At 52.9% G+C, this 26,155-nt stretch carries 28 protein-coding genes and 1 pseudogene; 14 read left to right on the top strand and 15 right to left on the bottom strand.

Features of this window, described 5'->3' with window-relative positions; genetic code table 11:
* Positions 1 to 8: 8 nt before the first annotated feature.
* From H2P46_RS02385 to H2P46_RS02375, 3 genes are all read right to left on the bottom strand, one after another.
* Positions 9 to 1,283 (bottom strand): histidine-type phosphatase, encoded by a 1,275-nt coding sequence (locus H2P46_RS02385; protein ID WP_193403622.1) that lies wholly within the window; start codon positions 1,281 to 1,283, stop codon positions 9 to 11.
* Between the two features lie 15 nt (positions 1,284 to 1,298).
* Positions 1,299 to 2,111 carry an inositol monophosphatase family protein gene (locus tag H2P46_RS02380; RefSeq protein WP_193403621.1) on the bottom strand — a complete coding sequence of 271 codons (813 nt, stop codon included), beginning with the start codon at positions 2,109 to 2,111 and terminating at the stop codon, positions 1,299 to 1,301.
* Positions 2,112 to 2,452: 341 nt separating this feature from the next.
* A complete protein-coding gene (locus tag H2P46_RS02375) occupies positions 2,453 to 3,034 on the bottom strand; it encodes an acyl carrier protein phosphodiesterase (RefSeq protein WP_193403620.1) in 582 nt (193 codons plus the stop codon).
* A 103-nt stretch (positions 3,035 to 3,137) separates the two neighbouring features.
* On the opposite strand from H2P46_RS02375, the gene queA reads away from it, so the two are divergent.
* The 5 genes from queA to secF are packed head-to-tail and all read left to right on the top strand — an operon-like array spanning position 3,138 to position 8,584.
* Entirely contained in the window at positions 3,138 to 4,208 is a 1,071-nt protein-coding gene (queA, locus tag H2P46_RS02370; RefSeq protein WP_193403619.1) for a tRNA preQ1(34) S-adenosylmethionine ribosyltransferase-isomerase QueA, read from the top strand.
* A 43-nt stretch (positions 4,209 to 4,251) separates the two neighbouring features.
* On the top strand, positions 4,252 to 5,400 hold the full coding sequence (gene tgt, locus H2P46_RS02365; protein ID WP_193403618.1) for a tRNA guanosine(34) transglycosylase Tgt: 1,149 nt from the start codon (positions 4,252 to 4,254) through the stop codon (positions 5,398 to 5,400).
* Positions 5,400 to 5,732 (top strand): preprotein translocase subunit YajC, encoded by a 333-nt coding sequence (yajC, locus tag H2P46_RS02360; protein ID WP_193403617.1) that lies wholly within the window; start codon positions 5,400 to 5,402, stop codon positions 5,730 to 5,732. The genes tgt and yajC overlap by 1 nt, the downstream gene beginning before the upstream one ends.
* Positions 5,733 to 5,757: 25 nt before the next feature.
* The gene (gene secD, locus H2P46_RS02355; RefSeq protein ID WP_193403616.1) at positions 5,758 to 7,605 is read left to right on the top strand and encodes a protein translocase subunit SecD; all 1,848 of its coding nucleotides are present in this window, start codon (positions 5,758 to 5,760) and stop codon (positions 7,603 to 7,605) included.
* A gap of 10 nt (positions 7,606 to 7,615) precedes the next feature.
* Positions 7,616 to 8,584, top strand: coding sequence for a protein translocase subunit SecF (secF, locus tag H2P46_RS02350; RefSeq protein WP_193403615.1), 969 nt, complete (start codon positions 7,616 to 7,618; stop codon positions 8,582 to 8,584).
* A gap of 52 nt (positions 8,585 to 8,636) precedes the next feature.
* Here secF and H2P46_RS02345 read toward each other — a convergent pair whose 3' ends face one another.
* Together H2P46_RS02345 and lysM are read right to left on the bottom strand one after the other, a co-directional pair.
* Positions 8,637 to 9,206: a SadB/YajI family lipoprotein gene (locus H2P46_RS02345; RefSeq protein ID WP_193403614.1), complete on the bottom strand. Its 570-nt coding sequence runs from the start codon at positions 9,204 to 9,206 to the stop codon at positions 8,637 to 8,639.
* A gap of 16 nt (positions 9,207 to 9,222) precedes the next feature.
* The gene (lysM, locus tag H2P46_RS02340; RefSeq protein WP_193403613.1) at positions 9,223 to 9,663 is read right to left on the bottom strand and encodes a peptidoglycan-binding protein LysM; all 441 of its coding nucleotides are present in this window, start codon (positions 9,661 to 9,663) and stop codon (positions 9,223 to 9,225) included.
* Positions 9,664 to 9,849: 186 nt separating this feature from the next.
* On the opposite strand from lysM, the gene nrdR reads away from it, so the two are divergent.
* The 6 genes from nrdR to pgpA all read left to right on the top strand — a co-directional run bounded on the left by nrdR (position 9,850) and on the right by pgpA (position 13,926).
* Positions 9,850 to 10,299 (top strand): transcriptional regulator NrdR, encoded by a 450-nt coding sequence (gene nrdR, locus H2P46_RS02335; protein ID WP_193403612.1) that lies wholly within the window; start codon positions 9,850 to 9,852, stop codon positions 10,297 to 10,299.
* Positions 10,300 to 10,302: 3 nt separating this feature from the next.
* Positions 10,303 to 11,406: a bifunctional diaminohydroxyphosphoribosylaminopyrimidine deaminase/5-amino-6-(5-phosphoribosylamino)uracil reductase RibD gene (gene ribD, locus H2P46_RS02330; protein ID WP_193403611.1), complete on the top strand. Its 1,104-nt coding sequence runs from the start codon at positions 10,303 to 10,305 to the stop codon at positions 11,404 to 11,406.
* A gap of 90 nt (positions 11,407 to 11,496) precedes the next feature.
* Complete coding sequence (gene ribH, locus H2P46_RS02325; protein ID WP_193403610.1) at positions 11,497 to 11,967, top strand: 6,7-dimethyl-8-ribityllumazine synthase; 471 nt, start codon at positions 11,497 to 11,499, stop codon at positions 11,965 to 11,967.
* 19 nt (positions 11,968 to 11,986) lie between these two features.
* Positions 11,987 to 12,406, top strand: a complete 420-nt coding sequence (nusB, locus tag H2P46_RS02320; protein WP_193403609.1) for a transcription antitermination factor NusB — start codon at positions 11,987 to 11,989, stop codon at positions 12,404 to 12,406.
* A 55-nt stretch (positions 12,407 to 12,461) separates the two neighbouring features.
* On the top strand, positions 12,462 to 13,436 hold the full coding sequence (gene thiL, locus H2P46_RS02315; protein ID WP_193403608.1) for a thiamine-phosphate kinase: 975 nt from the start codon (positions 12,462 to 12,464) through the stop codon (positions 13,434 to 13,436).
* Entirely contained in the window at positions 13,384 to 13,926 is a 543-nt protein-coding gene (gene pgpA, locus H2P46_RS02310; protein ID WP_420846525.1) for a phosphatidylglycerophosphatase A, read from the top strand. Before thiL ends, pgpA begins: the two co-directional genes overlap by 53 nt.
* Positions 13,927 to 14,004: 78 nt before the next feature.
* Here pgpA and H2P46_RS02305 read toward each other — a convergent pair whose 3' ends face one another.
* From H2P46_RS02305 to xseB, 4 genes are all read right to left on the bottom strand, one after another.
* Positions 14,005 to 14,979, bottom strand: coding sequence for an aldo/keto reductase (locus H2P46_RS02305; protein WP_193403606.1), 975 nt, complete (start codon positions 14,977 to 14,979; stop codon positions 14,005 to 14,007).
* A gap of 97 nt (positions 14,980 to 15,076) precedes the next feature.
* Positions 15,077 to 16,942, bottom strand: coding sequence for a 1-deoxy-D-xylulose-5-phosphate synthase (dxs, locus tag H2P46_RS02300; RefSeq protein ID WP_193403605.1), 1,866 nt, complete (start codon positions 16,940 to 16,942; stop codon positions 15,077 to 15,079).
* A gap of 19 nt (positions 16,943 to 16,961) precedes the next feature.
* Positions 16,962 to 17,861: a (2E,6E)-farnesyl diphosphate synthase gene (ispA, locus tag H2P46_RS02295; RefSeq protein WP_193403604.1), complete on the bottom strand. Its 900-nt coding sequence runs from the start codon at positions 17,859 to 17,861 to the stop codon at positions 16,962 to 16,964.
* The gene (gene xseB, locus H2P46_RS02290; protein ID WP_193403603.1) at positions 17,861 to 18,103 is read right to left on the bottom strand and encodes an exodeoxyribonuclease VII small subunit; all 243 of its coding nucleotides are present in this window, start codon (positions 18,101 to 18,103) and stop codon (positions 17,861 to 17,863) included. The genes ispA and xseB overlap by 1 nt, the downstream gene beginning before the upstream one ends.
* 233 nt (positions 18,104 to 18,336) lie before the next feature.
* On the opposite strand from xseB, the gene thiI reads away from it, so the two are divergent.
* Entirely contained in the window at positions 18,337 to 19,785 is a 1,449-nt protein-coding gene (gene thiI / locus H2P46_RS02285) for a tRNA uracil 4-sulfurtransferase ThiI (protein ID WP_193403602.1), read from the top strand.
* Positions 19,786 to 19,891: 106 nt separating this feature from the next.
* Here the strand turns inward: thiI and yajL are convergent, their stop codons facing one another.
* Both yajL and panE read right to left on the bottom strand, forming a co-directional pair.
* Positions 19,892 to 20,491, bottom strand: a complete 600-nt coding sequence (gene yajL, locus H2P46_RS02280; protein WP_193403601.1) for a protein deglycase YajL — start codon at positions 20,489 to 20,491, stop codon at positions 19,892 to 19,894.
* On the bottom strand, positions 20,445 to 21,365 hold the full coding sequence (panE, locus tag H2P46_RS02275; RefSeq protein ID WP_193403600.1) for a 2-dehydropantoate 2-reductase: 921 nt from the start codon (positions 21,363 to 21,365) through the stop codon (positions 20,445 to 20,447). Before panE ends, yajL begins: the two co-directional genes overlap by 47 nt.
* Positions 21,366 to 21,500: 135 nt before the next feature.
* On the opposite strand from panE, the gene H2P46_RS02270 reads away from it, so the two are divergent.
* Positions 21,501 to 21,992: a YajQ family cyclic di-GMP-binding protein gene (locus tag H2P46_RS02270; protein WP_193403599.1), complete on the top strand. Its 492-nt coding sequence runs from the start codon at positions 21,501 to 21,503 to the stop codon at positions 21,990 to 21,992.
* Positions 21,993 to 21,995: 3 nt separating this feature from the next.
* Here the strand turns inward: H2P46_RS02270 and H2P46_RS23235 are convergent, their stop codons facing one another.
* Both H2P46_RS23235 and H2P46_RS23230 read right to left on the bottom strand, forming a co-directional pair.
* Positions 21,996 to 22,712, bottom strand: a complete 717-nt coding sequence (locus H2P46_RS23235) for a sigma-54-dependent Fis family transcriptional regulator (RefSeq protein ID WP_338103630.1) — start codon at positions 22,710 to 22,712, stop codon at positions 21,996 to 21,998.
* Positions 22,684 to 23,307, bottom strand: a complete 624-nt coding sequence (locus H2P46_RS23230) for a sigma 54-interacting transcriptional regulator (protein WP_275092410.1) — start codon at positions 23,305 to 23,307, stop codon at positions 22,684 to 22,686. Before H2P46_RS23230 ends, H2P46_RS23235 begins: the two co-directional genes overlap by 29 nt.
* Before the next feature lie 96 nt (positions 23,308 to 23,403).
* Here H2P46_RS23230 and H2P46_RS02260 point away from each other — a divergent pair.
* Positions 23,404 to 23,733: pseudogene (locus H2P46_RS02260) on the top strand (zinc-binding dehydrogenase); the annotation flags it as partial.
* A gap of 30 nt (positions 23,734 to 23,763) precedes the next feature.
* On the opposite strand, the gene H2P46_RS02255 reads toward H2P46_RS02260, so the two are convergent.
* The gene (locus H2P46_RS02255; protein WP_193403598.1) at positions 23,764 to 25,128 is read right to left on the bottom strand and encodes an MFS transporter; all 1,365 of its coding nucleotides are present in this window, start codon (positions 25,126 to 25,128) and stop codon (positions 23,764 to 23,766) included.
* Positions 25,129 to 25,260: 132 nt separating this feature from the next.
* Positions 25,261 to 26,148, bottom strand: a complete 888-nt coding sequence (gene cyoE / locus H2P46_RS02250; RefSeq protein WP_193403597.1) for a heme o synthase — start codon at positions 26,146 to 26,148, stop codon at positions 25,261 to 25,263.
* Between the last annotated feature and the right edge of the window lie 7 nt (positions 26,149 to 26,155).

The raw sequence follows: 26,155 nt of genomic DNA, 5'->3' as shown, positions 1-26,155 counted from the left end.
ATTCAGGATCAGGATGAGGGAAGAGCGTAATCGACCGGGACGATCGCCTTTGGATCCAGCCGCTTACGCAGTTGTTCGATGCTGGACTGATAAGGGCAAAGCGTACCGACCGGAGTCAGCTTACAGCCTGGCTGATACCACTCTTCCCGTAAAAGTGGGTGGGCCGCATCAATTGGCTGCAACTGACGCAGTGCATCCAGGCTTTGTGCCTGGAAATAGATACGTATAAAACGTTCGCCGCTCTGGCTGTCGCGCCAGCGTTCAAACACCAGGCTGCTACCTGGTGGAATATTCCCACGCGAATAACCGGGTAAGTGCCAGTGGAAATCGATTAACGTTCGCACCATGGCGATATTGGTATCATGCGCGACAAATAGCAGCCAGCGTGTTTTGGGCAGTGCGTCAGCGCCGGGGTTAATACCCTGCAATATCGCATTAAGCAAAACTGAACCGCGCCGTTGCGCCAGATAGAATATATCGTTGCTCAGATCGTAATTAGCAGTTAACAGCGGTAACAATGCGGTAATTTGCGCGGCTGAGGTAATGTGGCCCCATGCCAGTTGGTCAAAAGGTAAATTTTCGCTGTAGCCCAGGCGCAACGTTTCTACCATGCTGGCCATGGCGCTCAGCCCTTGCACATAAGTGTGACCGCTTCTGGTCTGCTTAAACTGCCAGGGACGGTCAAAGAAAGGACAATCCTTAACCGATGCGCAAACGGCCCGCTTCAGTAACTGAATGGTGGGCTGTAAACGCTGCTGAAGCGCAGGAAGATTGCCCGCCTTCGCCCGTTTCGCGGCCAGCTCCTTGATGGGATCTGTTTGCGTCGCCTCCAGCTTATCTGCCTGAAACAGCGGATCGATATCGTCTTTTACATGATGAACGGGGATGCTACAGCCGGGAAACGCACCGTTAACCAAGGCCTTAGCGGTGGCAATCGTGCGCTGCATGGGACTGGCGCGAACAGCGATATCCGCAGGAGAAGGGCAACCGGCACTGAGCAGGCCCAGCTGCCGATAATGTTCGCCTTGCCAGCGTCCTTTATTCATCACCGCGCTGTAACCGTGCTCGGTTAATTCGCCATCTGGCGTTCGCCATTTCGTCCAGGTACGTTGCGTGGCTGCTTCGATCTCCTTGCGATTACCGGCTGTAGGAGGACGTATGCCGTGTCGGCTTAGCTCCACCACTTTCTCCAGCTGATAACGCCCCTCCGCATGTAATGGATTGGTTAGCAGCCATAGCGAGCAAAATATCCATGCTCGCCAACGGAATAGTGAGGAAGCCATGACAGATTTCTGTTCCTAATCGTGTAGCGCGTTGTTATTGATCAATGCTTTTAGCCGTGGATAAAGCGCGGCATTGGCTAACAGCACCGGGTTTCCGTTTTTCAGACCATCATTACGCAAGTAATCATTGGTGATCCCGCCAGCTTCCCGCATCAGAACGATGCCCGGCAGGCTATCCCACGGATTCATATGTGCTTCGTAATAGCCAATCAACCGTCCCGCCGCAGCCCAGGCGCTGGTCAACGCACCAGACCCGATACGGATAAACATACCGCCCTCCAGCATTAAAGCGGTGATCAGCGTGGTCACGCTTTCTGACGGCACGCGACCTGAATTACTTAAGCCAAATAAGCCCTCGCTTAAATGCTGTGCGCTGTGCGCCTGAATGCGCGTTTCGTTCATCCATGCGCCTTGCCCCTGGCGTGCATGGAACAGCTCCTGATGATTAGGATCGCATACGACGCCAATCACTGCTTCGCCTTCGCACAATACTGCTAGCGAAACGCACCAGTTATGCAGGCCATTAACGAAACAGGCAGTGCCATCAATCGGATCGACCACCCAGACATAGGTTGCGCCTTGAGTATCGCCCCCACTTTCTTCGCCTAACACGGCATCCTCTGGAAAACGTTCAGCGATAAGCGTTTTGATTAAATCCTCCACGTTACGGTCGGCTTCGCTGACCACGTCCTGTAGATCCCTCTTATGTTCCACCACTAATTTTTGGCGTTGTTGATACCAGGAATAAGCGCGGCTGGCTGCCGCCTGAGCAATTTCGCAGGCATAACGGTAACGCACGTCTGTTTCAGAATGAGAAGCGGATGACATCTTTCCCTCTTATGATTTTAAGACATATCGAACGGAAGAAACGCCTGAACAGGCGGTCTGGCTGTGTGGCCTACTTAACAAAAGTTAAGAAAGGCTTCATTAAGCCGTAGATGAGAACCGATGGCAAGAAGGGGAGAAGTTCATCCGCAGGCTTTTTACAGTAAACGGACAATTTAAGATGTGGTACAGAACGGCCATCAGATGAAAGGCTGAACCTGCTTAACAGTACGACAAGATCGGCGTAATGCGACGGACGGACTTATTTACGCCCGCCGGGTAGGCGGTTATCACAACCGGGCGCAGGGATGGCGTCGGTAAAACGTATGAAGAACCGGATAAAATTATAATTGCTGAGTTTGCGCCAGCGCCATCAACCGGGGATAGAATTGATAAAACAGTTTCTCCAGCGCAAGGTAATGCGTGACAAAATCCTGATAGGAGTCGCGCAGCGCGACTAAGCGTGGACGACGCCTCGCCATGTTATTCAACACGCCTTCCAGCCGTGCGGGAGTCGCATAATGTTCAAACCAGCGTTCGCGCCACATCACGGCGTTCAGCGCTTTGAATGCTTCAGGCGTTGGCGCCAGCTGCGGCACGATCTCTTTCTCTGCTATGGCAGAAAATTGTGCCAGCGTCAGCGTAGGGTGGAATGTTGTCCAGTGACGCGCCAGGAAATGATCCCAGATTATATCAAGTGTGACAGGCGCCACGCGATAAGTCTCAGGGCGGAACAGCTGACGCGCTTCGCGCACTTCCGGCAATGAATCGGTCATGACGTCGAGGCGACGATGCAGCAGAATACCGTCAGCCACCGGCGTTGGCCAGTGTTGATACGGGTTTCCGCGCACGAAATCGGCCATCAAATTGCCAAGCAATGAGCTGTTAGCCAGTTGGGCCAGGTGAAGATGGGCAAGAAAGTTCATGGCGCATTATAGGCTGAACTGCCTTTGCACAGCCAGTTGTTCAGAATTGGTCGATTTTCCGCTAAACTGTGCCGCCTGTTTTTGCCTGAGAAAGAAGTCTTGCATGCGTGTTGCCGATTTTGCTTTTGAATTGCCTGAATCCCTTATCGCCCATTACCCACAGGCGCAGCGCAGCGGCTGTCGTTTGCTGTCGCTGGATGGCCCAAGTGGCGCGCTGACGCATGGCGTTTTCACCGATGTGCTGGATAAGCTGAACCCCGGCGATTTGCTGGTATTCAATAATACGCGCGTTATTCCGGCGCGCGTTTTTGGCCGTAAAGCGAGCGGTGGCAAAATCGAAATGCTGGTGGAGCGCATGCTCGACGATAAACGTGTACTGGCGCATGTGCGCGCTTCGAAAGCGCCTAAGCCTGGCACGGAGCTGCTGTTAGGGGATGACGAGAGCGTCAGAGCGACCATGGTAGCGCGCCACGATGCGCTGTTTGAAATTGTCTTTGCAGATGATCGTGCTGTGCTGGATATACTGAACAGCGTGGGCCATATGCCGCTGCCGCCGTATATCGATCGGCCTGACGAAGACGCTGACCGTGAGCTTTATCAAACGGTTTACAGTGCACGTCCCGGTGCGGTTGCTGCACCCACTGCTGGCCTGCATTTTGATGAACCGCTGCTTCAGGCTTTGAAGGATAAGGGCATTGAGATGGCCTTCGTCACGTTGCATGTGGGGGCGGGCACCTTCCAGCCGGTACGTGTCGAGACCATTGAAGAGCATCACATGCACGCCGAATATGCTGAAGTGCCGCAGGACGTGGTGGATGCGGTGCTGGCTTGTAAAGCACGCGGCAACAAGGTGGTTGCGGTGGGCACCACCTCCGTCCGTTCACTGGAAAGCGCGGCCAAAGCCAGCCAGGACGCGCTAATTGCCCCGTTCTTTGATGATACGCAAATTTTTATTTACCCAGGGTATCACTATAAGGTGATCGATGCGTTGATCACTAATTTCCATCTGCCCGAATCAACCCTGATTATGCTGGTCTCGGCCTTTGCCGGTTATCAGCACACCATGGCGGCGTATCGCGCCGCTGTGGCTGAGCAATATCGTTTCTTCAGTTATGGCGATGCGATGTTCATCAGTAAAAACCCGCAGGCACCGCAGGAAACAGTCGGCGCCTGATTATTTAACCCAATCATCAGACTGTATCTCTGGTGGAGGCTATGTGAAATTTGAACTGGATACCACAGACGGGCGCGCGCGCCGTGGCCGTCTGATTTTTGATCGCGGCGTGGTAGAAACCCCGGCCTTTATGCCGGTTGGCACTTACGGCACCGTGAAAGGCATGACGCCAGAAGAAGTTCAGGCTACCGGGGCGCAGATTATCCTGGGTAATACATTCCATCTCTGGCTGCGTCCGGGCCAGGAGATCATGAAGCTGCACGGCGATCTGCATGATTTTATGCAGTGGAAAGGGCCGATTCTTACGGATTCCGGTGGCTTTCAGGTATTCAGCCTGGGCGATATTCGTAAAATAACCGAAGCGGGCGTACATTTTCGTAATCCGATCAATGGCGATGCGATTTTCCTCGATCCCGAAAAATCCATGGAGATTCAGTTTGATCTCGGTTCTGACATCGTCATGATTTTCGATGAATGTACGCCGTATCCTGCCGACTGGGATTACGCGAAACGTTCGATGGAAATGTCGCTACGCTGGGCACAACGCAGCCGCGACCGCTTCGACAGCCTGGGCAATAAAAATGCACTGTTCGGCATTATCCAGGGTTCTGTTTACGAAGATTTACGAGATGTCTCGGTGAAAGGTCTGGTAGAGATCGGCTTTGATGGGTACGCTGTGGGCGGCCTGGCGGTGGGTGAACCGAAAGAAGATATGCACCGCATCCTTGAGCATGTTTGTCCACAAATTCCGCACGATAAGCCGCGCTATTTGATGGGCGTCGGCAAGCCTGAAGATTTGGTGGAAGGCGTTCGTCGCGGTATCGATATGTTCGATTGCGTCATGCCAACGCGCAACGCACGTAATGGCCACCTGTTTGTGACCGACGGTGTAGTAAAAATTCGCAATGCTAAGCATAAAGATGATACTTCACCGCTGGATGCCGAGTGTGATTGTTACACCTGTCGCAATTACAGCCGTGCGTACTTGTATCATCTGGATCGCTGTAACGAAATACTGGGCGCGCGACTGAATACTATCCATAATCTGCGCTATTACCAGCGCCTGATGGCAGGTTTACGCCAGGCCATCGAAGAGGGTAAATTAGAGCGCTTTGTTAACGAGTTCTACCAACGGACGGGCAAAGAAGTTCCGCCTTTAACGTCTGATAATTCATCAATGAGGGAAATTTAATGAGCTTTTTCATTTCTGACGCTGTAGCTGCAGCAGGCGCACCGTCTCAGGGAAGTCCGTATTCTCTGGTGATCATGCTGGTGGTGTTTGGTCTGATTTTCTATTTCATGATCCTGCGTCCGCAGCAGAAACGTGCAAAAGAGCACAAGAAGCTGATGGATTCCATCTCTAAGGGTGACGAAGTGCTGACCAGTGGTGGTTTAGTGGGACGTGTGACGAAAGTGGCGGAAACGGGCTATGTTGCTATCGCGCTGAACGACACGACTGAAGTAGTGATCAAACGTGATTTCGTGGCTGCCGTCCTGCCGAAAGGTACTATGAAGGCGCTGTAATTTTTACTTCCCTAAGGGAACTGCCGTGTTAAATCGTTATCCTTTGTGGAAGTACATCATGCTGGTCGTCGTCTTTATTGTCGGCCTGCTGTACGCACTTCCCAACCTGTATGGTGAGGATCCGGCCGTTCAAATCACTGGTGCGCGCGGAAGCGCCGCCAGTGAGCAAACGTTGGATCAGATTCAGACCGCATTAAAACAAAATAATATTCAGAGCAAATCGGTTGCGCTGGAAAACGGTGCAATCACTGCGCTTTTTGCTAATACGGATGTCCAGTTACGTGCCCGTGAAGCCATTACGAAAGCGCTTGGCGAGAACTATGTTGTTGCGTTAAACCTTGCGCCTGCGACGCCGCGTTGGCTGTCTATGCTGGCGGCAGAGCCAATGAAACTTGGCCTCGATCTGCGTGGTGGCGTACACTTCCTGATGGAAGTGGATATGGATACCGCGTTAGGCAAACTGCAAGAGCAGAACGCCGATACCCTGCGCAGCGATCTGCGCGAGAAAAATATCCCTTATACCAACGTTAATAAACTCGCTAATTACGGTGTGGGAATTCGTTTCCGTGATGCTGCAAGCCGCGATGCTGCGGTAAGCTGGCTGAGCTCACGTCATCAGGACCTGGTGATTAATAACAGCGGGGCAGATTCACTGCGCGCCACGATGAGCGATGCCCGTCTCAGCGAAGCACGTGAGTATGCTGTCCAGCAGAACATCACGATTCTGCGTAACCGTGTAAACCAGTTAGGTGTTGCCGAGCCGCTGGTGCAGCGTCAGGGCGCTGACCGTATCGTGGTTGAGTTACCGGGTATTCAGGATACCGCTCGCGCCAAAGAGATTTTAGGCGCAACCGCAACGCTGGAGTTCCGTCTGGTGAATACCAGCGTTGATCCAGGCGCTGCGGCTAACGGACGCGTGCCAGGCGATTCTGAAGTGAAAAACATGCGTGATGGCCAGCCCGTTGTCCTGTATAAACGCGTGATTTTGACCGGTGATCACATTACCGATTCGACGTCGAGCATGGATGAGTACAACCAGCCGCAGGTGAATATTTCACTGGATGGTGCGGGTGGTAACCTGATGTCTAACTTCACTAAGGACAATATCGGCAAGCCGATGGCGACCTTGTTTGTGGAATATAAAGACAGCGGCAAAAAAGATGCAAACGGTCGCTCAATCCTGGTGAAACAGGAAGAGGTGATTAACGTTGCCAATATCCAGTCCCGACTGGGTAACAGTTTCCGCATTACCGGTATCAGCAACCCTAACGAAGCCCGTCAGCTGTCGCTGCTGCTGCGTGCCGGTGCGTTGATAGCGCCAATTCAGATCGTTGAAGAGCGCACCATCGGTCCAACCATGGGTCAGCAAAACATAACCCAGGGGCTGGAAGCCTGTTTGTGGGGCCTGCTCGCCTCTATCCTGTTTATGGTGGTGTTCTACAAAAAGTTCGGCCTGATTGCGACCAGTGCGCTGTTGGTTAACCTGATATTGATTGTCGGTATCATGTCCCTGTTGCCGGGTGCGACGCTGACTATGCCAGGCATTGCCGGGATTGTGTTGACGCTGGCAGTGGCGGTCGATGCCAACGTACTGATTAACGAACGTATTAAAGAAGAACTGCGCAACGGGCGTTCCGTTCAGCAGGCAATCCATGAAGGCTACAAAGGCGCCTTTTCAAGTATTGTCGATGCGAACGTTACCACGCTCATCAAAGTGATCATTCTTTACGCGGTTGGTACGGGTTCGATCAAAGGCTTTGCAATTACCACTGCAATTGGTATCGCAACCTCCATGTTCACTGCGATTATTGGAACCCGTGCCATTGTTAACCTGGTTTACGGTGGCAAACGCATCAACAAGCTGTCTATCTGAGGAGTGCGTTGTGGCACAGGATTATAATATTGAACAGTTGAACCACGGTCGTAAAGTCGTTGACTTTATGCGCTGGGACACGCTGGCGTTTATCATTTCGGGGCTACTGATTGTTGCCGCGATTGCGATTGTTGGCGTGCGTGGTTTCAACTGGGGTCTCGATTTTACCGGCGGTACGGTGATTGAGATCAACCTGGAAAAACCCGCCGATCTCGATATGCTGCGTAGTGATCTGGTGAAGGCGGGCTTTGATGAGCCGCTGGTGCAGAATTTTGGCAGCAGCCGCGATGTGATGGTGCGCATGGCGCCCGTTTCAGGTCCAGCGGGCACCGAGTTAGGCAATAAAGTGGTCTCGGTCATTAACCAGACCACTCAGCAAAACGCCACCGTCAAGCGCATTGAGTTCGTCGGTCCAAGTGTGGGCAGCGATCTGGCGCAAGCGGGGGCGATGGCTCTGCTGTCAGCCTTGATAGCGATTCTGCTCTATATCGGTTTTCGCTTTGAGTGGCGTCTGGCGCTCGGTACGGTACTGGCACTGGCGCATGACGTTATTATTACCTGCGGCCTGCTGGCGCTGTTCCACATCGAAATCGATTTGACCATTGTCGCCTCGCTGATGTCGGTAATTGGTTACTCACTCAACGATAAGATCGTGGTATCCGACCGTATTCGTGAAAATTTCCGCAAAATCCGTCGCGGTTCGCCTTACGATATTACCAACGTGTCGCTGACCCAAACGCTGAGCCGTACTTTAATTACCTCGCTGACAACGTTGGCCATGATTCTGATCCTGTTCATTTTTGGGGGAGCGTTGCTGAAAGGCTTCTCGCTGACCATGTTGATCGGTGTGACGATTGGTACGATTTCGTCGATTTATGTCTCTTCAGCGCTGGCGCTGAAACTGGGCATGAAGCGTGAACATATGCTGGTGCAGAAAGTGGAGAAAGAGGGCGCCGATCAGCCTTCAATCCTGCCTTAAACATGGCATGTAAAATGAAATGGGCTGCCAGTGGCAGCCCATTTTTTTGCGCTTATTGCGCAGCAGGAACGGTAGAAGTGGCGCTTTCGCCCGTGACATCGTGCACGCGCACGTAACCTAATTGTTCAGGCGTGATGCCGCTAAGACGCAACGGAACGCTGACCGAGGCCTGGGGCAACAGCGAGGCGGGCACCTCAATGGTTTGATTCAGGCTATCGGCATTCAGCGGTTTCCCACTGGCCGGATCCAGCTCGCCCCATACCACTGTGGCGCGCAGCGCAGAAAGGGGCTGATCGCCAGTTGCACGGATATTGAGATTAGCGCGTGAACCGTTGGCTTCACTTTCTACCCGTGACAGGGATAAGCGCAATGTGCCGAGCTGGGTTTGCAGTTCCACCGGCGTGTTCGCCTGAGGAACCAGCCATGCGCCCTGTTGCGAGTGGCTATTCAGTTGGCCCTGAATTTCCAGCGCGCTGGCCTGGGTGGTCAAGTGCTGCATCTGTTGATTCAGCTGGCTCACCTCCTGATGCAGCGCGTTCACTTTAGGTGCCGAAGGCGTACTACTACAGCCGCTGAGAATGATCAGTGACATCGCCATCGGCGCCCAAACCGTCCTGTTCATAAATTATCCTTGTCAGTTATTTTGGAATACGTAAAACCTGGCCAGGATAGATCTTATCAGGATGCGACAGCATTGGCTTGTTCGCTTCAAAAATCTTATTGTATTCATTAGGATTTCCGTAAACCTGTTTGGAAATCGCGCTCAGGGTATCGCCTTTTTTCACCGTATACAGCTCGGCTTCTGGTGCGCTGTCTTTCACGGTAACTTTATCATCGACTTTGGTGATACCGGCTACGTTACCGGCCGCTACCATGATTTTCTCTTTGAGCTCCTGGGAAACGCCCTCACCGCTGACGGTTACAGTATCGCCATCCACCTTGACATTGACCTTATCGCTGTCTGGTAGCCCTAATTTGTTAATGTGATCTTGCAGTTTTTTGCTTTGGTCATCGCCACTGCCACTGACCGCATCCCACAACTTTTCTCCAGCTTCTTTCACAAAATTAAACAGACCCATAAAACCTCCGATTGTTAGTGGTTGTGTGCTGCTATGCAGCTTTATAAGCGTAGTGGTTTTTCAGAAAATGTAAGGCAGGCATTGCCTGGCTGTGCGTTGGGCAACGGAAAGGCACGGGAATAGATTTTGTTGAATTGCAGTTCGCGCTACACTGTATGACTTATTTATCTTGCGTCAGGTAACGTCATGCATTGCCCATTCTGCTCCGCTGTGGACACCAAAGTGATTGATTCTCGTCTGGTTAGTGAAGGATCGTCGGTGCGTCGTCGTCGTCAGTGTCTGGTGTGTCATGAACGTTTTACCACGTTTGAAGTGGCTGAATTAGTGATGCCGCGCGTGGTAAAAAGCAACGATGTACGCGAGCCCTTCAATGAGGCCAAACTCAGCAGCGGCATGATGAAGGCGCTGGAGAAACGTCCAGTGAGCGCTGATGCCGTTGAGAGTGCGGTTAACCATATCAAAACCCAATTGCGCGCCACCGGTGAGCGTGAAATTCCCAGTAAACTGATTGGTGCGCTGGTAATGGATGAGCTGAAAAAGCTCGATAAAGTCGCCTACATTCGCTTTGCTTCGGTCTATCGCAGCTTTGAAGATATTCGTGATTTTGGCGAAGAGATCGCACGCTTACAGGATTAAAGCATGACCGATGAACGCTATATGGCACGCGCGCTGGAACTGGCGCGGCGTGGTCGTTTTACTACTCTGCCCAATCCCAATGTGGGTTGCGTGATCGTGCGTGATGGCAACATCGTCGGCGAAGGCTGGCACCAGCGCGCCGGTGAACCGCACGCTGAAGTACATGCATTACGGATGGCCGGGGATAAAGCGCGTGGCGCGACAGCTTACGTCACGCTGGAACCTTGCAGCCATCATGGGCGCACGCCGCCATGTTGCGATGCGTTAATTGCTGCGGGCGTTAAGCGTGTTGTCGCTGCGATGCAGGATCCCAATCCACAAGTGGCGGGACGTGGTTTACAGCGTTTACATCAGGCAGGAATTGACGTCAGCCACGGCTTAATGATGAGTGAAGCGGAAGCGCTCAACCGCGGCTTCCTAAAACGTATGCGCACCGGTTTTCCCTGGGTGCAGCTTAAATCAGGCGCCTCGCTGGATGGTCGTACTGCGATGGCCAGCGGTGAAAGTCAGTGGATTACGTCGGCGCATGCACGGCGCGATGTGCAAAGACTGCGGGCGCAAAGCGCGGCTATTCTCAGTAGCAGCGCTACAGTGTTAGCCGATGATCCTTCGCTCACGGTGCGCTGGTCAGAACTTAATGAAGAAACGCGATCGCTGCTGGATGAGAATTCACTGCGTCAGCCGCTGCGGGTGATCGTTGACAGTCAAAATCGCGTCACGCCGCACCATAACGTTATCAACCAGCCGGGTGAAACCTGGCTGATGCGACACACACCAGACCAGCAGGTCTGGCCTGGAAGCGTGACGCAAATTGCTGCCCCGCTGCGTGAGCAGCAACTTGATTTGGTTGCAATGATGATGTTGCTGGGCCAGCGCCAGATTAACAGCGTTTGGGTCGAAGCGGGCGCAGCGCTGGCCGGAGCGTTACTGCAAGCCGGGTTGGTCGATGAGCTGATTGTGTATGTGGCGCCGAAGCTATTGGGTGATAGCGGACGTGGCTTGTGCCAGTTACCCGGCTTACATCAACTTGCTGATGCACCTGCCTTTTCATTCAGCGATGTCCGGCAGGTTGGCAGTGATTTGCGCCTGACGCTGATACCCCAATAACGCCGATGGAAAAGCGAGAGCACGTCGCCGAAGAGTATGATAGAATCCGCCCCCCTGCGCGGGGCCAAACAAACCCCTGAAAGGATAAGTATGAAAGTTATCGAAGCTGCTGTTGCAACGCCAGAGGCCAATATTGCCATCGTTATTGCGCGTTTTAACAACTTCATTAATGACAGCCTGCTGGATGGCGCGGTCGATGCCCTGAAGCGTATCGGCCAGGTTAAAGATGACAATATCACCGTCGTCTGGGTTCCAGGTGCTTACGAACTGCCACTGGCGGCGCGTGCACTGGCAAAAACCGGCAAATATGACGCCGTTATTGCGCTGGGAACGGTCATTCGTGGCGGCACTGCACATTTCGAATATGTTGCAGGCGAAGCCAGCTCCGGTATTGCCAGCGTGGCCATGAACAGCGATATTCCTGTCGCGTTTGGCGTACTGACCACCGAAAATATCGAGCAGGCCATTGAGCGTGCTGGCACCAAAGCCGGTAATAAAGGCGCCGAAGCAGCCCTGACCGCGCTCGAAATGATTAATGTATTGAAAGCCATCAAAGCCTGATTTTTGTAAGGGGAATTTTGTGAAACCTGCTGCTCGTCGTCGCGCCCGTGAGTGCGCTGTCCAGGCGCTTTACTCCTGGCAGTTGTCTAACAACGACATTGCCGATGTGGAATACCAGTTCCTGGCGGAACAAGACGTCAAAGACGTCGATATTGCGTATTTCCGCGAACTGCTGTCCGGTGTGGCGACCAACAGCGCGTATCTGGATGGGCTGATGCAACCTTACCTGTCGCGTCAGCTGGAAGAGCTGGGCCAGGTAGAAAAAGCTGTTCTGCGGATTTCGCTGTACGAACTAAGCAAACGTTCCGATGTGCCTTATAAAGTGGCCATCAACGAAGGTATTGAGCTGGCGAAAGTGTTTGGTGCTGAAGACAGCCATAAGTTCGTCAACGGCGTGCTGGATAAAGCAGCTCCACAGATTCGACCCAATCGTAAGTAAATAAAAAGGCCGGCTTGCCGGCCTTTTTTCTTTAATGGTTAAGCGGAACGCAAACATGTCTTGTGGTGAATTTGAACTCATCGCACGCTATTTCAATCGCAGAACGCGCAGCCGCCGTGATGTCGAAACCGGCATTGGTGATGATTGTGCGCTTTTGGGCGTGCCAGAAAAACAGACGCTGGCGATCAGCACCGATACGCTGGTGGCTGGCATACATTTCCTGCGCGATATTCATCCTGCCGATTTAGGCTACAAAGCGCTGGCGGTAAATCTTAGCGATCTTGCCGCAATGGGCGCCGATCCGGCATGGTTGACGCTGGCAATGACGTTGCCTGAAGTGGATGAATCCTGGCTGGCGGCGTTTAGCGAAAGTTTGTTCGAACTGCTGGAATACTACGATATGCAGCTGATTGGCGGCGATACCACGCGCGGACCACTCAGCCTGACGCTCGGCATTCACGGGTTGGTGCCACAAGGCCGCGCATTAAAACGTTCCGGTGCAAAGCCGGGCGACTGGATTTATGTGACCGGCACATTAGGCGACAGCGCGGCAGGACTGGCGCTGTTGCAGCATCACAAGCGCATTGACGATCCGGTAGTGTATGAAGCGCTGATTAAGCGCCATTTACGCCCGATGCCGCGCATTTTGCAGGGCCAGGCACTGCGTCCTTTGGCTTCATCGGCAATCGATCTTTCCGATGGTTTGATTTCCGATCTCGGCCATATACTGAAAGCCAGCGGCTGCGGCGCGCGGATCAATCTGGATGCGCTGCCCCTGTCGTCTGCGCTGCGCGATCATTTCGAGCCAGAGCAGGTTTTGCGCTGGGCATTAAGTGGCGGCGAAGATTACGAGCTGTGCTTTACCGTGCCGGAAGTGCATCGTGGTGCGCTGGAAGTGGCGCTAGGTCACCTTGGCGTGCCTTTCACCTGTATCGGTCAGATGTCACCGGAATCAGACGGCCTGACGCTGCTGGATAATGGCAAACCGGCAACCTTCAGTCATAAAGGATTTGACCATTTTGACGCTTGATAAAGACGTAGCGAAAAGTCGTTTGCGTATGAGCAATCCATGGCATCTGCTGGCGACAGGTTTTGGCAGCGGTTTAAGCCCCTTTGTGCCAGGCACCATGGGGTCGCTGGCCGCTATCCCATTCTGGTGGCTGATGACCCGATTGCCGCAGGATCTCTATTCACTGGTCGTGCTGCTGGGTATTAGCGTTGGCGTGTATCTCTGCCATCGCACCGCTAAAGATATGGGCGTTCACGATCACGGCAGCATTGTCTGGGATGAATTCATTGGTATGTGGATCACCCTGATGGCGATCCCGGTTAACAGCTGGCAATGGGTGCTCGCGGGATTTGTGCTGTTTCGCATTCTGGATATGTGGAAACCGTGGCCGATTCGCTGGTTTGACCGCAATGTCCATGGCGGCATGGGTATTATGGTTGACGATATTATCGCCGGGGTGATTTCGGCGGCGATATTGTACGGGGCGGGGCATTACTGGTTGGGGTATTAAACTCCGTAATAAATATTCCCTTGCCAACAGGAGAGGGAACGTTGCGGTGCTGGCTCAGGCTGTTTTATAACCAATGCTTTATTCAAACCCTACCGTTGGATGCGACTGATAAACGCTTTCCAGTTCGGCAATTTCCATTGGCTCCAGTTCGACTTCCACCGCTTTGGTCAAATCCTTTAACTGCTCTGCCCGCGATGCGCCAATAATCGGTGCAGTGACGGCGGGTTTATGCAACAGCCACGCCAGCGCCACCTGCGCACGGCTAATATTTTTATCCGCCGCAATTGTTTCAACTCGCTTAGCGATTGCAGCGTCATTCTCTTCCGTTGCGCTATACAACGTTTTGCCAAATTCATCCGATACCGAACGTGCCGTCGTTTCGCCCCACGGACGCGTCAGTTTACCGCGTGCCAGTGGACTCCACGGCAGCACCGCGATCTGCTTATCAAGACACAGTGGATGCATTTCATTTTCTTCTTCACGCTGAATCAGGTTGTACTGGTCCTGCATACTGACAAAAGTTGCCCAGTTATTGCGTTCCTGTGTTTCGAGGGCTTGCGCAAACTGACTGGCATGCATGGATGACGCGCCAATATAACGCGCTTTACCTGCCTTCACTACGTCATGCAGCGCTTCCAGTGTCTCTTCCAGTGGCGTGTCATAGTCCCAACGGTGGATTTGCAGCAGGTCGACATAGTCCATGCCGAGGCGAGACAGGCTGTCATCAATGGATTGCAGAATATTTTTACGCGAGAGACCCTGCGATAAATTACTCATGGGGAAATAGACTTTGGTAGCAACGACAACCTTATCGCGGGGAACATATTCTTTTAACGCGCGACCGACGATCTCTTCGCTGCTGCCATCGGAATAACTATTGGCGGTATCAAAGAAATTAATGCCGGCATCCAGCGCCTGACGAATGAGTGGACGGCTGCTCTCTTCCGGCAGAGTCCAGGCATGTTTACCACGCTCCGGCTCGCCAAAGGTCATGCAGCCCAGACAAAGACGCGAAACCTGGAGATCGGTGTTACCTAATTGGATGGTTTTCATGATGGCTCCTGCGCAAAGTAACTGATGATTCGAAAGAATCATAAAGCATAGCAGGCGCATCGCTCCCCAGTTGGGGAGCGAAAGGGAAGGGCGCTATTTACTGTGCGAGCCAGGTCGTGATTTGCTGCTGGATGCCTTCTGCGTCCAGCTGGTAATCGTGACGCACTTCTTCCTGCGTACCCTGCGGGATAAACTCATCGGGCAGTCCCAGGTTCAATACCGGCACACGCAGCCGTTTTGCCATAACAAATTCATTGACGCCGCTGCCCGCGCCGCCTTTGATCGCGCCTTCTTCCAGCGTAATCAGGGCTTCGTATTGGCTCGCCAGTTCAGCAATTAATTCTTCATCCAGCGGCTTCACAAAGCGCATATCCACCAGCGTCGCGTTCAGCGCTTCAGCGGCGGCGGCGGCTTCCGGTAGCAACGTCCCGAAGTTGAGAATGGCCAGCTGCTCGCCTTCCCGTTTCACCACGCCCTTGCCGAGCGGTAAACATTTAAGCGGGGTCAGTTCAGTGCCAATACCGGTGCCGCGTGGATAGCGCACCGCGCTGGGACCATCCTGATAGTGATAGCCGGTATAGAGCATTTGGCGGCATTCATTTTCGTCACTTGGCGTCATAATCACCATGTCTGGCACGCAGCGCAGATAAGCGAGATCGAATGCGCCCTGATGCGTTTGTCCATCTGCGCCAACAATGCCGCCGCGATCGATAGCAAACAATACCGGCAGCTTCTGGATCGCTACATCATGGATCACCTGATCGTAGGCGCGCTGCAAAAAGGTTGAATAGATCGCTACGATCGGTTTGTAACCGCCAATCGCCATGCCTGCTGCAAACGTCACCGCATGCTGCTCGGCAATCGCCACGTCAAAGTACTGATTTGGGTGTTCACGTGAAAAAGCCACCATGCCCGACCCTTCGCGCATCGCAGGCGTAATCGCCATTAATTGCGGATCGTCAGCAGCCATCTCGCACAACCAGTTACCAAAGATTTTCGAATAGCTCGGCAAACCTTCGGCGCTTTTAGGTAGCGCGCCGTTAGCCAGATCAAATTTGGGTACGGCGTGCCAGGTGATAGGATCTTCCTCGGCAGGTGCGTAGCCTTTGCCTTTTTTGGTCATGATGTGCAGGAACTGGGGCCCTTTCAGGCTACGCATATTCGTTAAGGTGTTAACCAGCGTGAGCACATCGTGCCCGTCAACCGGACCGATATAGTTGAAGCCCAGCTCTTCAAACAACGTACCCGGCACCACCATCCCTTTCAGATGCTCTTCGGTACGTCTCACCAGCTCTTTGATGGGCGGCAGGCCGGTTAAAACACGTTTGCCGCCTTCGCGCAGGCGCGCATACGTTTTACCCGACAGAATTTGCGCCAGCCGGTTATTTAATGCACCGACATTCTCCGAGATCGACATCTCGTTGTCGTTGAGGATCACCAGCAAGTCCGGCTTAATATCGCCGGCGTGATTCATCGCTTCAAATGCCATGCCGGCGGTAATGGCGCCATCGCCAATGATGCAGGCAGTGCGACGGCCTTTGCCTTCTCGCTCTGCCGCTGCGGCCATGCCGAGACCGGCACTGATTGAAGTGGATGAATGGCCGACGCTCAGCACGTCGTATTCACTCTCACCGCGCCACGGAAACGGATGCACACCATTTTTTTGGCGAATCGTACCGATGCGATCGCGGCGGCCGGTCAGGATTTTGTGCGGATAGGCCTGGTGACCCACATCCCACACCAGGTGATCAAACGGCGTGTTATAGACATAATGCAGCGCAACCGTCAGTTCAACGACGCCCAACCCCGAAGCAAAATGACCGCTGGAGCGGCTAACGCTGTCTAACAGATACTGACGCAGCTCATCGCACAGCACAGGCAGTTTGTCCTTCGGTAGAGCGCGTAGCTCCTGAACCGTGTTCGCCAGCGCCATTGTCGGGTATTTAGCAATATCAAAACTCATCAGAGACTCATTATGGAGGTTATTTGTCGCGTTCAATTATGAAGCTCGCCAGTGCCTGCAAAGCTGCGGTGTCATGGGATTGTGCGGCGAGAATTTCCAGCGCATCAAGCGCTTCCTGATACAGATCCCAGGCTTTAGCGCGGGCATTATCCAACCCCATGAGAGAAGGATAGGTACTTTTACCTAAATCCTGATCGGCACCCTGACGCTTGCCGGTAATGGCGCTGTCGCCGATCACGTCGAGAATGTCATCCTGTACCTGAAATGCCAGGCCGATGGCATCGGCATAACGATCAAGGACTGGCAGCGCCGCACGGCCTTTTTCACCGGCTGCCAGGGCGCCCATACGCACCGCGGCACGGATGAGCGCACCCGTTTTGTGGCGATGTATTTGTTCCAGCTGGGCCAAATCGACAGCTTTCCCTCCGGCCGCCAGGTCAAGCGCCTGGCCGCCGCACATGCCTGCCACGCCGCTGGCCTTAGCCAGCTCGGATACCATCGCGAGGCGATATTCTGCGCTTACGCCCGGCATCGGCTCATCAGCAAGAATCGAAAACGCCAGCGTTTGCAACGCATCACCCGCCAGAATGGCCGTATCTTCGCCATATTGAATATGGCAGGTTGGCTGCCCACGGCGTAACGCATCGTTATCCATCGCAGGAAGATCGTCATGAATCAGAGAGTACGCATGAATGCATTCAACTGCCGCAGCGGGCGCATCCAGACTTGCCGGATCGGCGTTAAGCATTTTGCCGGTGGCATAAACCAAAAAGGGGCGCAGACGTTTACCGCCTAATAATGCCCCATATTGCATGGCGTTCACCAGAGGAGAACTCTGAAAAGGGAGTGGATCTAATAAGCACGTCAGCGCAGCATTCACCCGGTGGTGATAAGCGCTGAGCAGGTTGGCAAAATCCATTAGTCTTGTTCCGGCGTGAAAGAGGTGAGATCGGCGTCTTTATCATCGTTCAGTAAAATGCGTACGCGCTGTTCTGCCTGCTGTAGCGTTTGTTGTCCGGTACGTGCCAGTTGCACGCCACGCTCAAACTCATTCAGCGCCTCTTCCAGCGGCAGCTCGCCACTTTCCAGGCGGCTGACAATCTGTTCCAGCTGCTGTAATGAAGTTTCGAAACTGGCTGGCTTTTCGGCTTTTTTCGGCATAATTAGGTGTCGACTCGCGGTTAAGAATCATCTCGCAATCGGACATGGTAGCTGAGACGAAATGATTAGCAAAATAATCAATGTGACTGCGGTTGCAGAAGCAGTCATCAGTCAAAGGTGATATACTCTCGCGCCTCGGATGCGGATGCGCCTCGCAGCCCGCAATTATTATGATTTTACCAGCTAAGTGCCGCCTGTTTTAGCACTTATTTGCCCAACGAAGCTGTGTCGCCATGAAGTTTATCATCAAGTTATTTCCTGAAATCACAATCAAGAGTCCGTCGGTGCGTTTGCGCTTTATTAAGATTCTTGCCAGCAATATTCGCAACGTCCTGAAAACGATCAGTGAAGACATCGCGGTGGTGCGTCACTGGGATCATATTGAAGTGCGCTCAAAAGACGAGATGTTGAGAGCAACGATTGCCGATGAGTTAACGCGCATCCCAGGTATTCACCACGTGCTGGCTGTAGAAGAGCGTGAATATACCGACATCCATAATATTTTTGAACAGACGCTGGCGCAGTATCGCGACAGCCTGGAAAACAAAACCTTTTGCGTGCGCGTGAAGCGTCGCGGCAAGCACAGCTTCAGTTCGCAGGATGTAGAACGCTACGTGGGTGGCGGCCTCAATCAGCATATTGAAACGGCAAAAGTGCAGCTGACTAAGCCGGAAGTAACGGTAAATCTTGAAGTTGAAGAGAACCGCCTGACGCTGGTGACGGCGCGCTACGAGGGGCTGGGCGGTTTCCCGGTCGGCACGCAGGAAGATGTGCTGTCGCTGATTTCTGGCGGGTTCGATTCCGGCGTGTCCAGCTATATGTTGATGCGCCGTGGCAGCCGCGTGCATTATTGCTTCTTTAACCTCGGCGGCGCGGCCCATGAAATTGGCGTCCGTCAGGTTGCCTACTATCTGTGGAGTCGCTTTGGTCGCTCGCATCGTGTGCGTTTTGTGGCAATCAACTTTGAGCCAGTAGTAGGTGAAATTCTCGAAAAAGTGGATGATGGCCAGATGGGCGTCGTGCTGAAACGTATGATGGTGCGTGCTGCGTCCCGGATTGCCGAACGCTACGGCGTGCAGGCGCTGGTTACTGGCGAGGCGCTGGGACAGGTTTCCAGCCAGACGTTAACCAACTTACGCTTAATCGATAACGCCTCAGACACATTGATTTTGCGGCCGCTGATTTCACACGACAAAGAGCACATCATCAACGTGGCCCGTGAAATTGGCACTGAAGATTTTGCCAGCACAATGCCGGAATATTGCGGCGTGATTTCCAAAAGCCCAACCATCAAAGCGGTGAAATCGAAGATTGAAACAGAAGAAAGTCATTTCGATTTTGGTATTCTGGACCGCGTCGTGGAAGAGGCGACCAACGTTGATATACGCGACATCGCTGAAAAAGCGGTAGAAGACGTCGTGGAAGTTGAAACAGTGGCCTTGCTGGGCGCTAATGATATTGTGCTGGATATTCGTGCCAGTGATGAGCAGGAAGATAAGCCGCTGCAACTGCCGGAGACGGAAGTGAAGTCGATGCCATTCTACAAGCTCAGCACGCAGTTTGGCGATCTCGACCAGAACAAAACCTGGCTGTTGTACTGCGATCGCGGCGTAATGAGTCGTTTGCAGGCGCTTTATCTCCATGAGCAAGGGTTCAGAAATGTGAAGGTCTACCGACCGTAACCCGCGCATTTACCTGCCATTCTGAACCTCGTCCCCGTCACGTATTCCACTCTGTGACGGGGGCTGAACGCCGACAGTACCCGCCTGGCTGCGGCGTGTGGGAGCGTTAGCTTGCCTGGTAATCATAAATGCCTGCCGCCAGCACCAGTTGAGAAGCGACTTCGCGCGCTTTCTCTTTTCCTGCCAGTAAATCAATCAGTTTCAGGGCGAAATCCATTGCCGTACCTGGCCCCTGACTTGTTAACAGCCTGACGCGCGGGTCCCAGACGACGCGGCGCTCCATCCATTTATCCGCCGGGATGGTCGATTTTAAGCCGGGAAAACCGGTCATATTCCCGACCGGGAAAAGGTTATGCGGGATTAGAACCGTACCTGCCGCCGCGCAAATCGCCGCAACGATGCGCTCAGAAAGTTGAAACTGGCGCACGGTTTCTACCAGTAGCGGACTGTCACGGAAATTTTCAGCCCCTTTCAGGCCGCCTGGCAACACAATCGCGGCGTAATCATTATCAGCCACATCGACTAACGCGGCATCGGCCAGCAGGCGCACGCCACGTGAACAAACAATTTCACGCGAGCCATCACTCTCAACGCTGGCGGTGACAACCTTCAGGCCGCCGCGTACCAGTAAATCGATAGTGGTAACGGCTTCGGTTTCTTCACTGCCATGTGCCAGACAAACCAGTACCGATGCGTTCGCGGTCATAATGTGACTCCTTGCGTTTAATCATTTCAAACAAACGGGTATTTTCTGGCAGCGCCAGACCATGGGTACGAGCGCGACGCAGCAGGAAACCGCTGATGTAATCAATCTCGGTTCGCCGTTGAGCGCGTACATCCTGCAGCATGGAGGAGGTATTGGCAGCGGTACTTTCAACCACATCAAAGATAATGTCTTTTAAACTCTCGCTGGCGATGCTCTGGCCTTCACGCTCCATGACCCAGCTAATCTCTTCACACAACGTCTCGATCTGCCTGATATGCGTACGCAGCGCGCCGTTTTGGCAGTCATATTCTACCGTAAGCGGATTAATGATGCAGTTGACGGCCAGCTTACGCCAGCAGGCGGCGCGGATGTTGTCATGCCAGGCAACATCTGGCAGCGCAAGATGCAGGATGTCGGCAATCGTGCTGTAAGCGGCACTTTTACGGTTGCCAGGGCCGATATGGGTGATGCCGTTCGCGACATGCTTGATCACGGTGCCATCGCGCATTGCTGCATGTGTAGTAATACCGCGCAGCAGCGGTTGTGTCAGGCCTTTCAGTTCTTCAAGCGTACCCATACCATTGTGTAATAGCAGAATCGGGCAACCTTCCGGCAGCACGCTTTCAAGATTTTTTACCGCCGGAGAGACCTGGGTCGCCTTAAGCGTTACCAGCAACAACTGACTTTCTGCCAGAAACAGTGGATCATTAGCAATAAAGGTTTTATTTGTCACATTACCCTGAGGATCAACCACATTCACCGAGCAATATGGCTGTGGCACGCGCAGCCAACCCTGAACGTCGTATCCCTGGCGAGCGAGCGCGGAAAGCCAGACCTGGCCCAATGCCCCACAACCTAACACGGTAATTTTCATACTGCCTCCCGCTGGCGAGCTTATCGTTTTAGCCTTTACTGTCACACTTCAGTATAGCGTCGTGCGTAGCGTGATTTTATTTAGCGCCCTGAGACGGGTATTATGCATGCCACTTTAGCGTCAGGAGAAGAAGAGATGCCATCTTTCGATATTGTTTCAGAAATCGATATGCAGGAAGTTCGTAACGCGGTAGAAAATGCTAACCGTGAATTATCTACCCGTTTCGATTTTCGCAACGTGAGCGCCAGTTTCGAGCTCAACGAAAAAAATGAAACCATCAAAGTGCTCAGCGAATCTGATTTTCAGGTAAGACAGCTGGTCGATATTTTGCGCGAGAAAATGCTTAAGCGCGGTATCGAAGGCGCGGCGCTAGATGTTCCTGAAGAGATCGAACACAGTGGAAAAAACTGGAGTCTGGATGCCAAAATGAAAAAAGGCATTGAGACTGATGTGGCGAAAAAGCTGGTGAAGCTGATTAAAGACAGCAAGCTGAAAGTGCAGACACAAATTCAGGGCGAATCACTGCGCGTCACCGGTAAATCGCGCGACGATTTACAAGGGGCGATGGCGCTGGTGCGCGGTGGTAACCTGGGACAGCCGTTCCAGTTCAAAAATTTCCGCGACTAATCGCTATTTTTCGCGTGCAGCACGACGATACAATGTGCTGCGCGCGACGCCTAATGTCTGCGCGGTTTTACTGATATTACCGTTAAATCGCTGCAGTGTGTCTGCAATGATCTGCTCATCATGCTGCTGCAATGCTGTGTTTGGTTCCGCTTGTGACTGACGATATTCCACGGGAAGCTGTTCCACAGTGAGCGTTTCGCCATCGTCTGCCAGCGCCAGCAAGACGTTCATTACACTGCGTAGTTGCCGGACATTTCCCGGCCACGAATAACGGGCCAGGGCCGTAAGCAGGTCGGGCGAAAGCTGGATGCCACGTTGTTGTCCATCTAACTCATGCCATAGCTGGGCGATAAAAGCAGGCAATGCCGGCCACTGCCGCAGGATGGTTAATGCATATTCCTGCAAGCGATACAGTAAATCCTCACGAAATTCACCGTCGGCCACACGCTGGGATAAATTGCGATGAGTGGCACAAATCACGGCAAAATTCACCGCCCAGCTGCGACTGGAGCCGAGCGGCGCGACTTCTTTTTCCTGCAACACACGCAGCAGGCGTGTTTGCAGCGCCAGCGGCATATCACCTATCTCATCCAAAAACAGTACGCCACCGTCAACTTCACGTATTTTTCCAATGTAGCCATTTTTATTAGCACCGGTAAACGCACCGGGTTGATAGCCGAACAGCTTAGTTTCAATTAATGCTATCCGGGATAGCCGCACAGTTAATAGCGAAAAATTTGCCGTCGCGCCAGCGGCTTTGCTGATGCAGCTGGCGGCTGACAAACTCTTTACCGCAGCCGGTTTCACCGTGGATACACAGCGAAACGCCCGCATTCAGCAGGCGTACCATTTTGTCGCCGTCGTTACGCAGCGAGAAGGGAAGCGTGGTATTCATCGCAGGCGCAACGGCAAAGCTGCGACGGGTCGGAGCGCGAAGACGAAAATAATATTTTTGCTGCTGCGTCGTATGAACTGGCAATGGTACGCTGCTGGCGACCTGCTCAAGCTGCTGAAAGGTGAGCTGATCGAGCTGTTCGGCGCGTAATGCTAATTCACGCATCGCTAATCGATTGGCGGCGGTCAGTATATTGTCAGAAAAAGCCAGCAGAAACTCTTCAACGCTATCGAGCTTTTGCGGCTGAGAATGCAGACTCATCAACCACTGTTGTGGATGCAGACTTTGTTTGATCCACAAATACTCAATCTGTCTGGCGGCTTCTTTTACCCATGTGAGCGTATGGGTATGGGGAAAGTGAGCCGGGCCTGAAATATCCAGCACACCTGCAATCTGACCATTTGGCGTTTGGAGCAGCATGGCAGCGCAATAAAGCCCGTGATTACTGGTAAGAAAGTGCTGATCGCCTTCGATTTCGCAGCCATCGTCAATTGCCAGCGCGGTGCCAATGGCGTTGGTGCACATGGCGTGCTGGTAACGGCGGTTTCACCTAAAGCATTCGAGCAAGCCATTGGCACCATGCGTCGCGGTGGCATCATGGTGCTGAATGGTTTGCCTCCGGGCAAATTTGACTTGTCGATTTTTGATATGGTGCTGGATGGTATTACGGCGCGCGGTTCGATTGTCGGCACGCGTAAGGATCTGCAGGAAGCACTGGATTTCGCTGATCGCCATAAGGTGAAAGCCAATATTGCCGTTGAGCCGTTAACTAATATCAATGACATTTTTGCCCGTATGCATGCAGGCAAAATCGAAGGGCGTATCGTGGTCGATATGTCACTGTAAAAATAAAACCCGGCGGAAGCCGGGTTTCAGTTAACTGCTGGCGATTAACGCTTCAATCTCTGGACGACTGGTGATCTTACTGTCGATTTTGATGTAAGCGCTTTTTTCCCCTGGCACGATAAATACCGATGAAACGCCGGGCTGGGCTTTAAGCCGTTTTTCCAGATTTGAAGTAGCCAAAGCGGCATCGCTCAACACAATGCGTAAGCTGCTGACATAGGGCGGTTCCTGCATTGTCATGCTGACAAACAGCCAGAGCGCGGCAACCAGCGCGCCGACTAAAAATACGGTCTGTGCATCGAAATGACCGAATACCCAACCGCCCATACTGCCGCCAATGGCAACGCCAAGAAACTGGCTGGTGGAGTAAAGTCCCATGGCGGTGCCTTTGTAACCCGCCGGGGATTCTTTACTGATCAGCGAAGGCAGGATGGCCTCCATCAGGTTAAAGGCGAAGAAAAAGAGCTGTACGCCGACGACTAACGTCCAGAAATGTCCCTCTGCGCCCCACAGTACAATTTCTGCTACTACAATCATGCCCACGCAGCCCGTGAACACGCGCTTCATGCGGCGTTTCACTTCGGCGTAAATGATGAAGGGGATCACGCCCGCAAAAGCAATCAGCATGGTGACAAGATAGACTTTCCAGTGTTCTGCCGCCGGTAAACCTGCCTGCTCAAACTGGCCGGGCAGCGCCACAAAGCTCGACATCAACAGAACGTGCAGGCAGAAAATACCAAAGTTCAGCTTCAGCAAGCGCGAATTAGCCAACACTCTGCTGAAGCTGCCCTTCACCATGCCTGATTCGCGGTTCAATATATGATGTGTGGCTGTTGGTACCACCAGCAAGGTGATAACAATGCCGAGTGATGCGAGGAGAGCAATCATCCAGAACAGTGCATGCAGCCCTAAAGCATGAGTGACAATCGGACCAAGCACAATCGCAATCGCAAAGGTGATACCAAAACTGATACCGATAAATGCCATCGCTTTAGTACGGTTCTGTTCACGCGTCAGGTCGGACAGGAGCGCCATCGCTGCGGCGGCGATAGCACCGGAACCTTGTAAGGCGCGACCCAGAATGATGCCCCAGATGGAATCGCTGTTAGCGGCGATCACGCTACCCAAAACAAACAGCAGCAAACCGCCGACAATCAGCGGCTTACGCCCTATACGATCGGACAGCAAACCAAAGGGAATCTGGAAAATTGCCTGGGCCAGACCGTAAATACCAATCGCCAGGCCAATTAAGGTTTCGTTTGCACCCTGTAACGCCATGCCGTAAGTCGTCAGTACCGGCAAGACCATAAACATTCCCAACATGCGCAGGGAAAATACCGTACCAAGACCCCATGTGGCGCGCAGCTCCACTGACGTCATTTTATTATCGTTCATTCCAACCTCTGTTAATGTGCTGCAGTCATTCTAAGGAGCGGGGCAGGGCGGGTAAAACAATAGTTTTTAAGTAAGGGTAACAAAAAGAAAGGGCGCGAAAATCGCGCCCTTTTCATGCTGTAGCGGTGCTGATTACCACACGTAGGTCAGCAGGTCTTTGGATGCCGGAGCCATGAAATCTACCGACATCATTACGCTCAGCGCGGTGATGGCAACAATCGAGAAGACGAACAGTTTACGCGCCCAAACGCGATCGTTTGACGTTTTGTAACCTGAGAGCGCCATACCCAACCACCACACGCTAACTGCCGCAGCAACAACCAGATATTTATAGCCAGCGTAACCGCCCAGCGTCAGCATCAGCGTGGCAATCATGAACGCCAGAATATAGAGCGTAATATGATTTTTCGCCACGGAAATGCCTTTCACTACCGGCAGAACCGGAATGTTCGCTGCCTGGTAATCTTTGAAACGGAAGATCGCAATCGCGTACGAATGCGGCATCTGCCACAGGCTAAAGATCGCCAGAAGGATCAGCGCGCCAGCATCAAACTCATTGGTTACTGCACAGTAGCCAATCACTGGCGGCGCGGCGCCAGACAGGCTACCAATCAGCGTACCATAGACTGAATGACGCTTCATGTAGAGGCTGTAAATGCCAACGTATACCACGAAGCCCATCACCGCCAGCCACATGGCCAGCGGATTGGCGCCGAAATAGAGTAACGCAAAGCCAGCAATACCCAGCGCAGCGGCATAAACCAGGCTTACTTTCGCGGAAATGAGGCCTTTTACCAGCACTCGATTCTTAGTCCTCTCCATCTTGATGTCGATGTCGCGATCGATCACGTTGTTAAATACACAACCTGATGCAACCACTAATGACACGCCAACCAGCGAGGTGAAGAACAGGGCGTAATCAATGCTGCCTTTGGATGCCAGCAGAAATCCGCCAATGACAGAAATTAAATTCCCGAAAATAATTCCTGGTTTTGTTACTTGCAGGTATTGCTTAATCATTACGAGC

It is taken from the genome of Mixta mediterraneensis (assembly GCF_014946725.1).
GTDB classification, from domain to species: domain Bacteria; phylum Pseudomonadota; class Gammaproteobacteria; order Enterobacterales; family Enterobacteriaceae; genus Pantoea; species Pantoea mediterraneensis.
This window is presented reverse-complemented; position numbering and strand designations above follow the sequence as displayed.

Coding starts and splice junctions, on each gene's coding strand:
- H2P46_RS02385 (WP_193403622.1), bottom strand. CDS start 1,283: ATGGCTTCCTCACTATTCCGTTGGCGAGCATGGATATTTTGCTCGCTA.
- H2P46_RS02380 (WP_193403621.1), bottom strand. CDS start 2,111: ATGTCATCCGCTTCTCATTCTGAAACAGACGTGCGTTACCGTTATGCC.
- H2P46_RS02375 (WP_193403620.1), bottom strand. CDS start 3,034: ATGAACTTTCTTGCCCATCTTCACCTGGCCCAACTGGCTAACAGCTCA.
- queA (WP_193403619.1), top strand. CDS start 3,138: ATGCGTGTTGCCGATTTTGCTTTTGAATTGCCTGAATCCCTTATCGCC.
- yajC (WP_193403617.1), top strand. CDS start 5,400: ATGAGCTTTTTCATTTCTGACGCTGTAGCTGCAGCAGGCGCACCGTCT.
- H2P46_RS02345 (WP_193403614.1), bottom strand. CDS start 9,206: ATGAACAGGACGGTTTGGGCGCCGATGGCGATGTCACTGATCATTCTC.
- lysM (WP_193403613.1), bottom strand. CDS start 9,663: ATGGGTCTGTTTAATTTTGTGAAAGAAGCTGGAGAAAAGTTGTGGGAT.
- nrdR (WP_193403612.1), top strand. CDS start 9,850: ATGCATTGCCCATTCTGCTCCGCTGTGGACACCAAAGTGATTGATTCT.
- ribD (WP_193403611.1), top strand. CDS start 10,303: ATGACCGATGAACGCTATATGGCACGCGCGCTGGAACTGGCGCGGCGT.
- ribH (WP_193403610.1), top strand. CDS start 11,497: ATGAAAGTTATCGAAGCTGCTGTTGCAACGCCAGAGGCCAATATTGCC.
- thiL (WP_193403608.1), top strand. CDS start 12,462: ATGTCTTGTGGTGAATTTGAACTCATCGCACGCTATTTCAATCGCAGA.
- pgpA (WP_420846525.1), top strand. CDS start 13,384: ATGGCAAACCGGCAACCTTCAGTCATAAAGGATTTGACCATTTTGACG.
- H2P46_RS02305 (WP_193403606.1), bottom strand. CDS start 14,979: ATGAAAACCATCCAATTAGGTAACACCGATCTCCAGGTTTCGCGTCTT.
- dxs (WP_193403605.1), bottom strand. CDS start 16,942: ATGAGTTTTGATATTGCTAAATACCCGACAATGGCGCTGGCGAACACG.
- ispA (WP_193403604.1), bottom strand. CDS start 17,861: ATGGATTTTGCCAACCTGCTCAGCGCTTATCACCACCGGGTGAATGCT.
- xseB (WP_193403603.1), bottom strand. CDS start 18,103: ATGCCGAAAAAAGCCGAAAAGCCAGCCAGTTTCGAAACTTCATTACAG.
- thiI (WP_193403602.1), top strand. CDS start 18,337: ATGAAGTTTATCATCAAGTTATTTCCTGAAATCACAATCAAGAGTCCG.
- yajL (WP_193403601.1), bottom strand. CDS start 20,491: ATGACCGCGAACGCATCGGTACTGGTTTGTCTGGCACATGGCAGTGAA.
- panE (WP_193403600.1), bottom strand. CDS start 21,365: ATGAAAATTACCGTGTTAGGTTGTGGGGCATTGGGCCAGGTCTGGCTT.
- H2P46_RS02270 (WP_193403599.1), top strand. CDS start 21,501: ATGCCATCTTTCGATATTGTTTCAGAAATCGATATGCAGGAAGTTCGT.
- H2P46_RS23230 (WP_275092410.1), bottom strand. CDS start 23,307: ATGCTGCTCCAAACGCCAAATGGTCAGATTGCAGGTGTGCTGGATATT.
- H2P46_RS02255 (WP_193403598.1), bottom strand. CDS start 25,128: ATGAACGATAATAAAATGACGTCAGTGGAGCTGCGCGCCACATGGGGT.
- cyoE (WP_193403597.1), bottom strand. CDS start 26,148: ATGATTAAGCAATACCTGCAAGTAACAAAACCAGGAATTATTTTCGGG.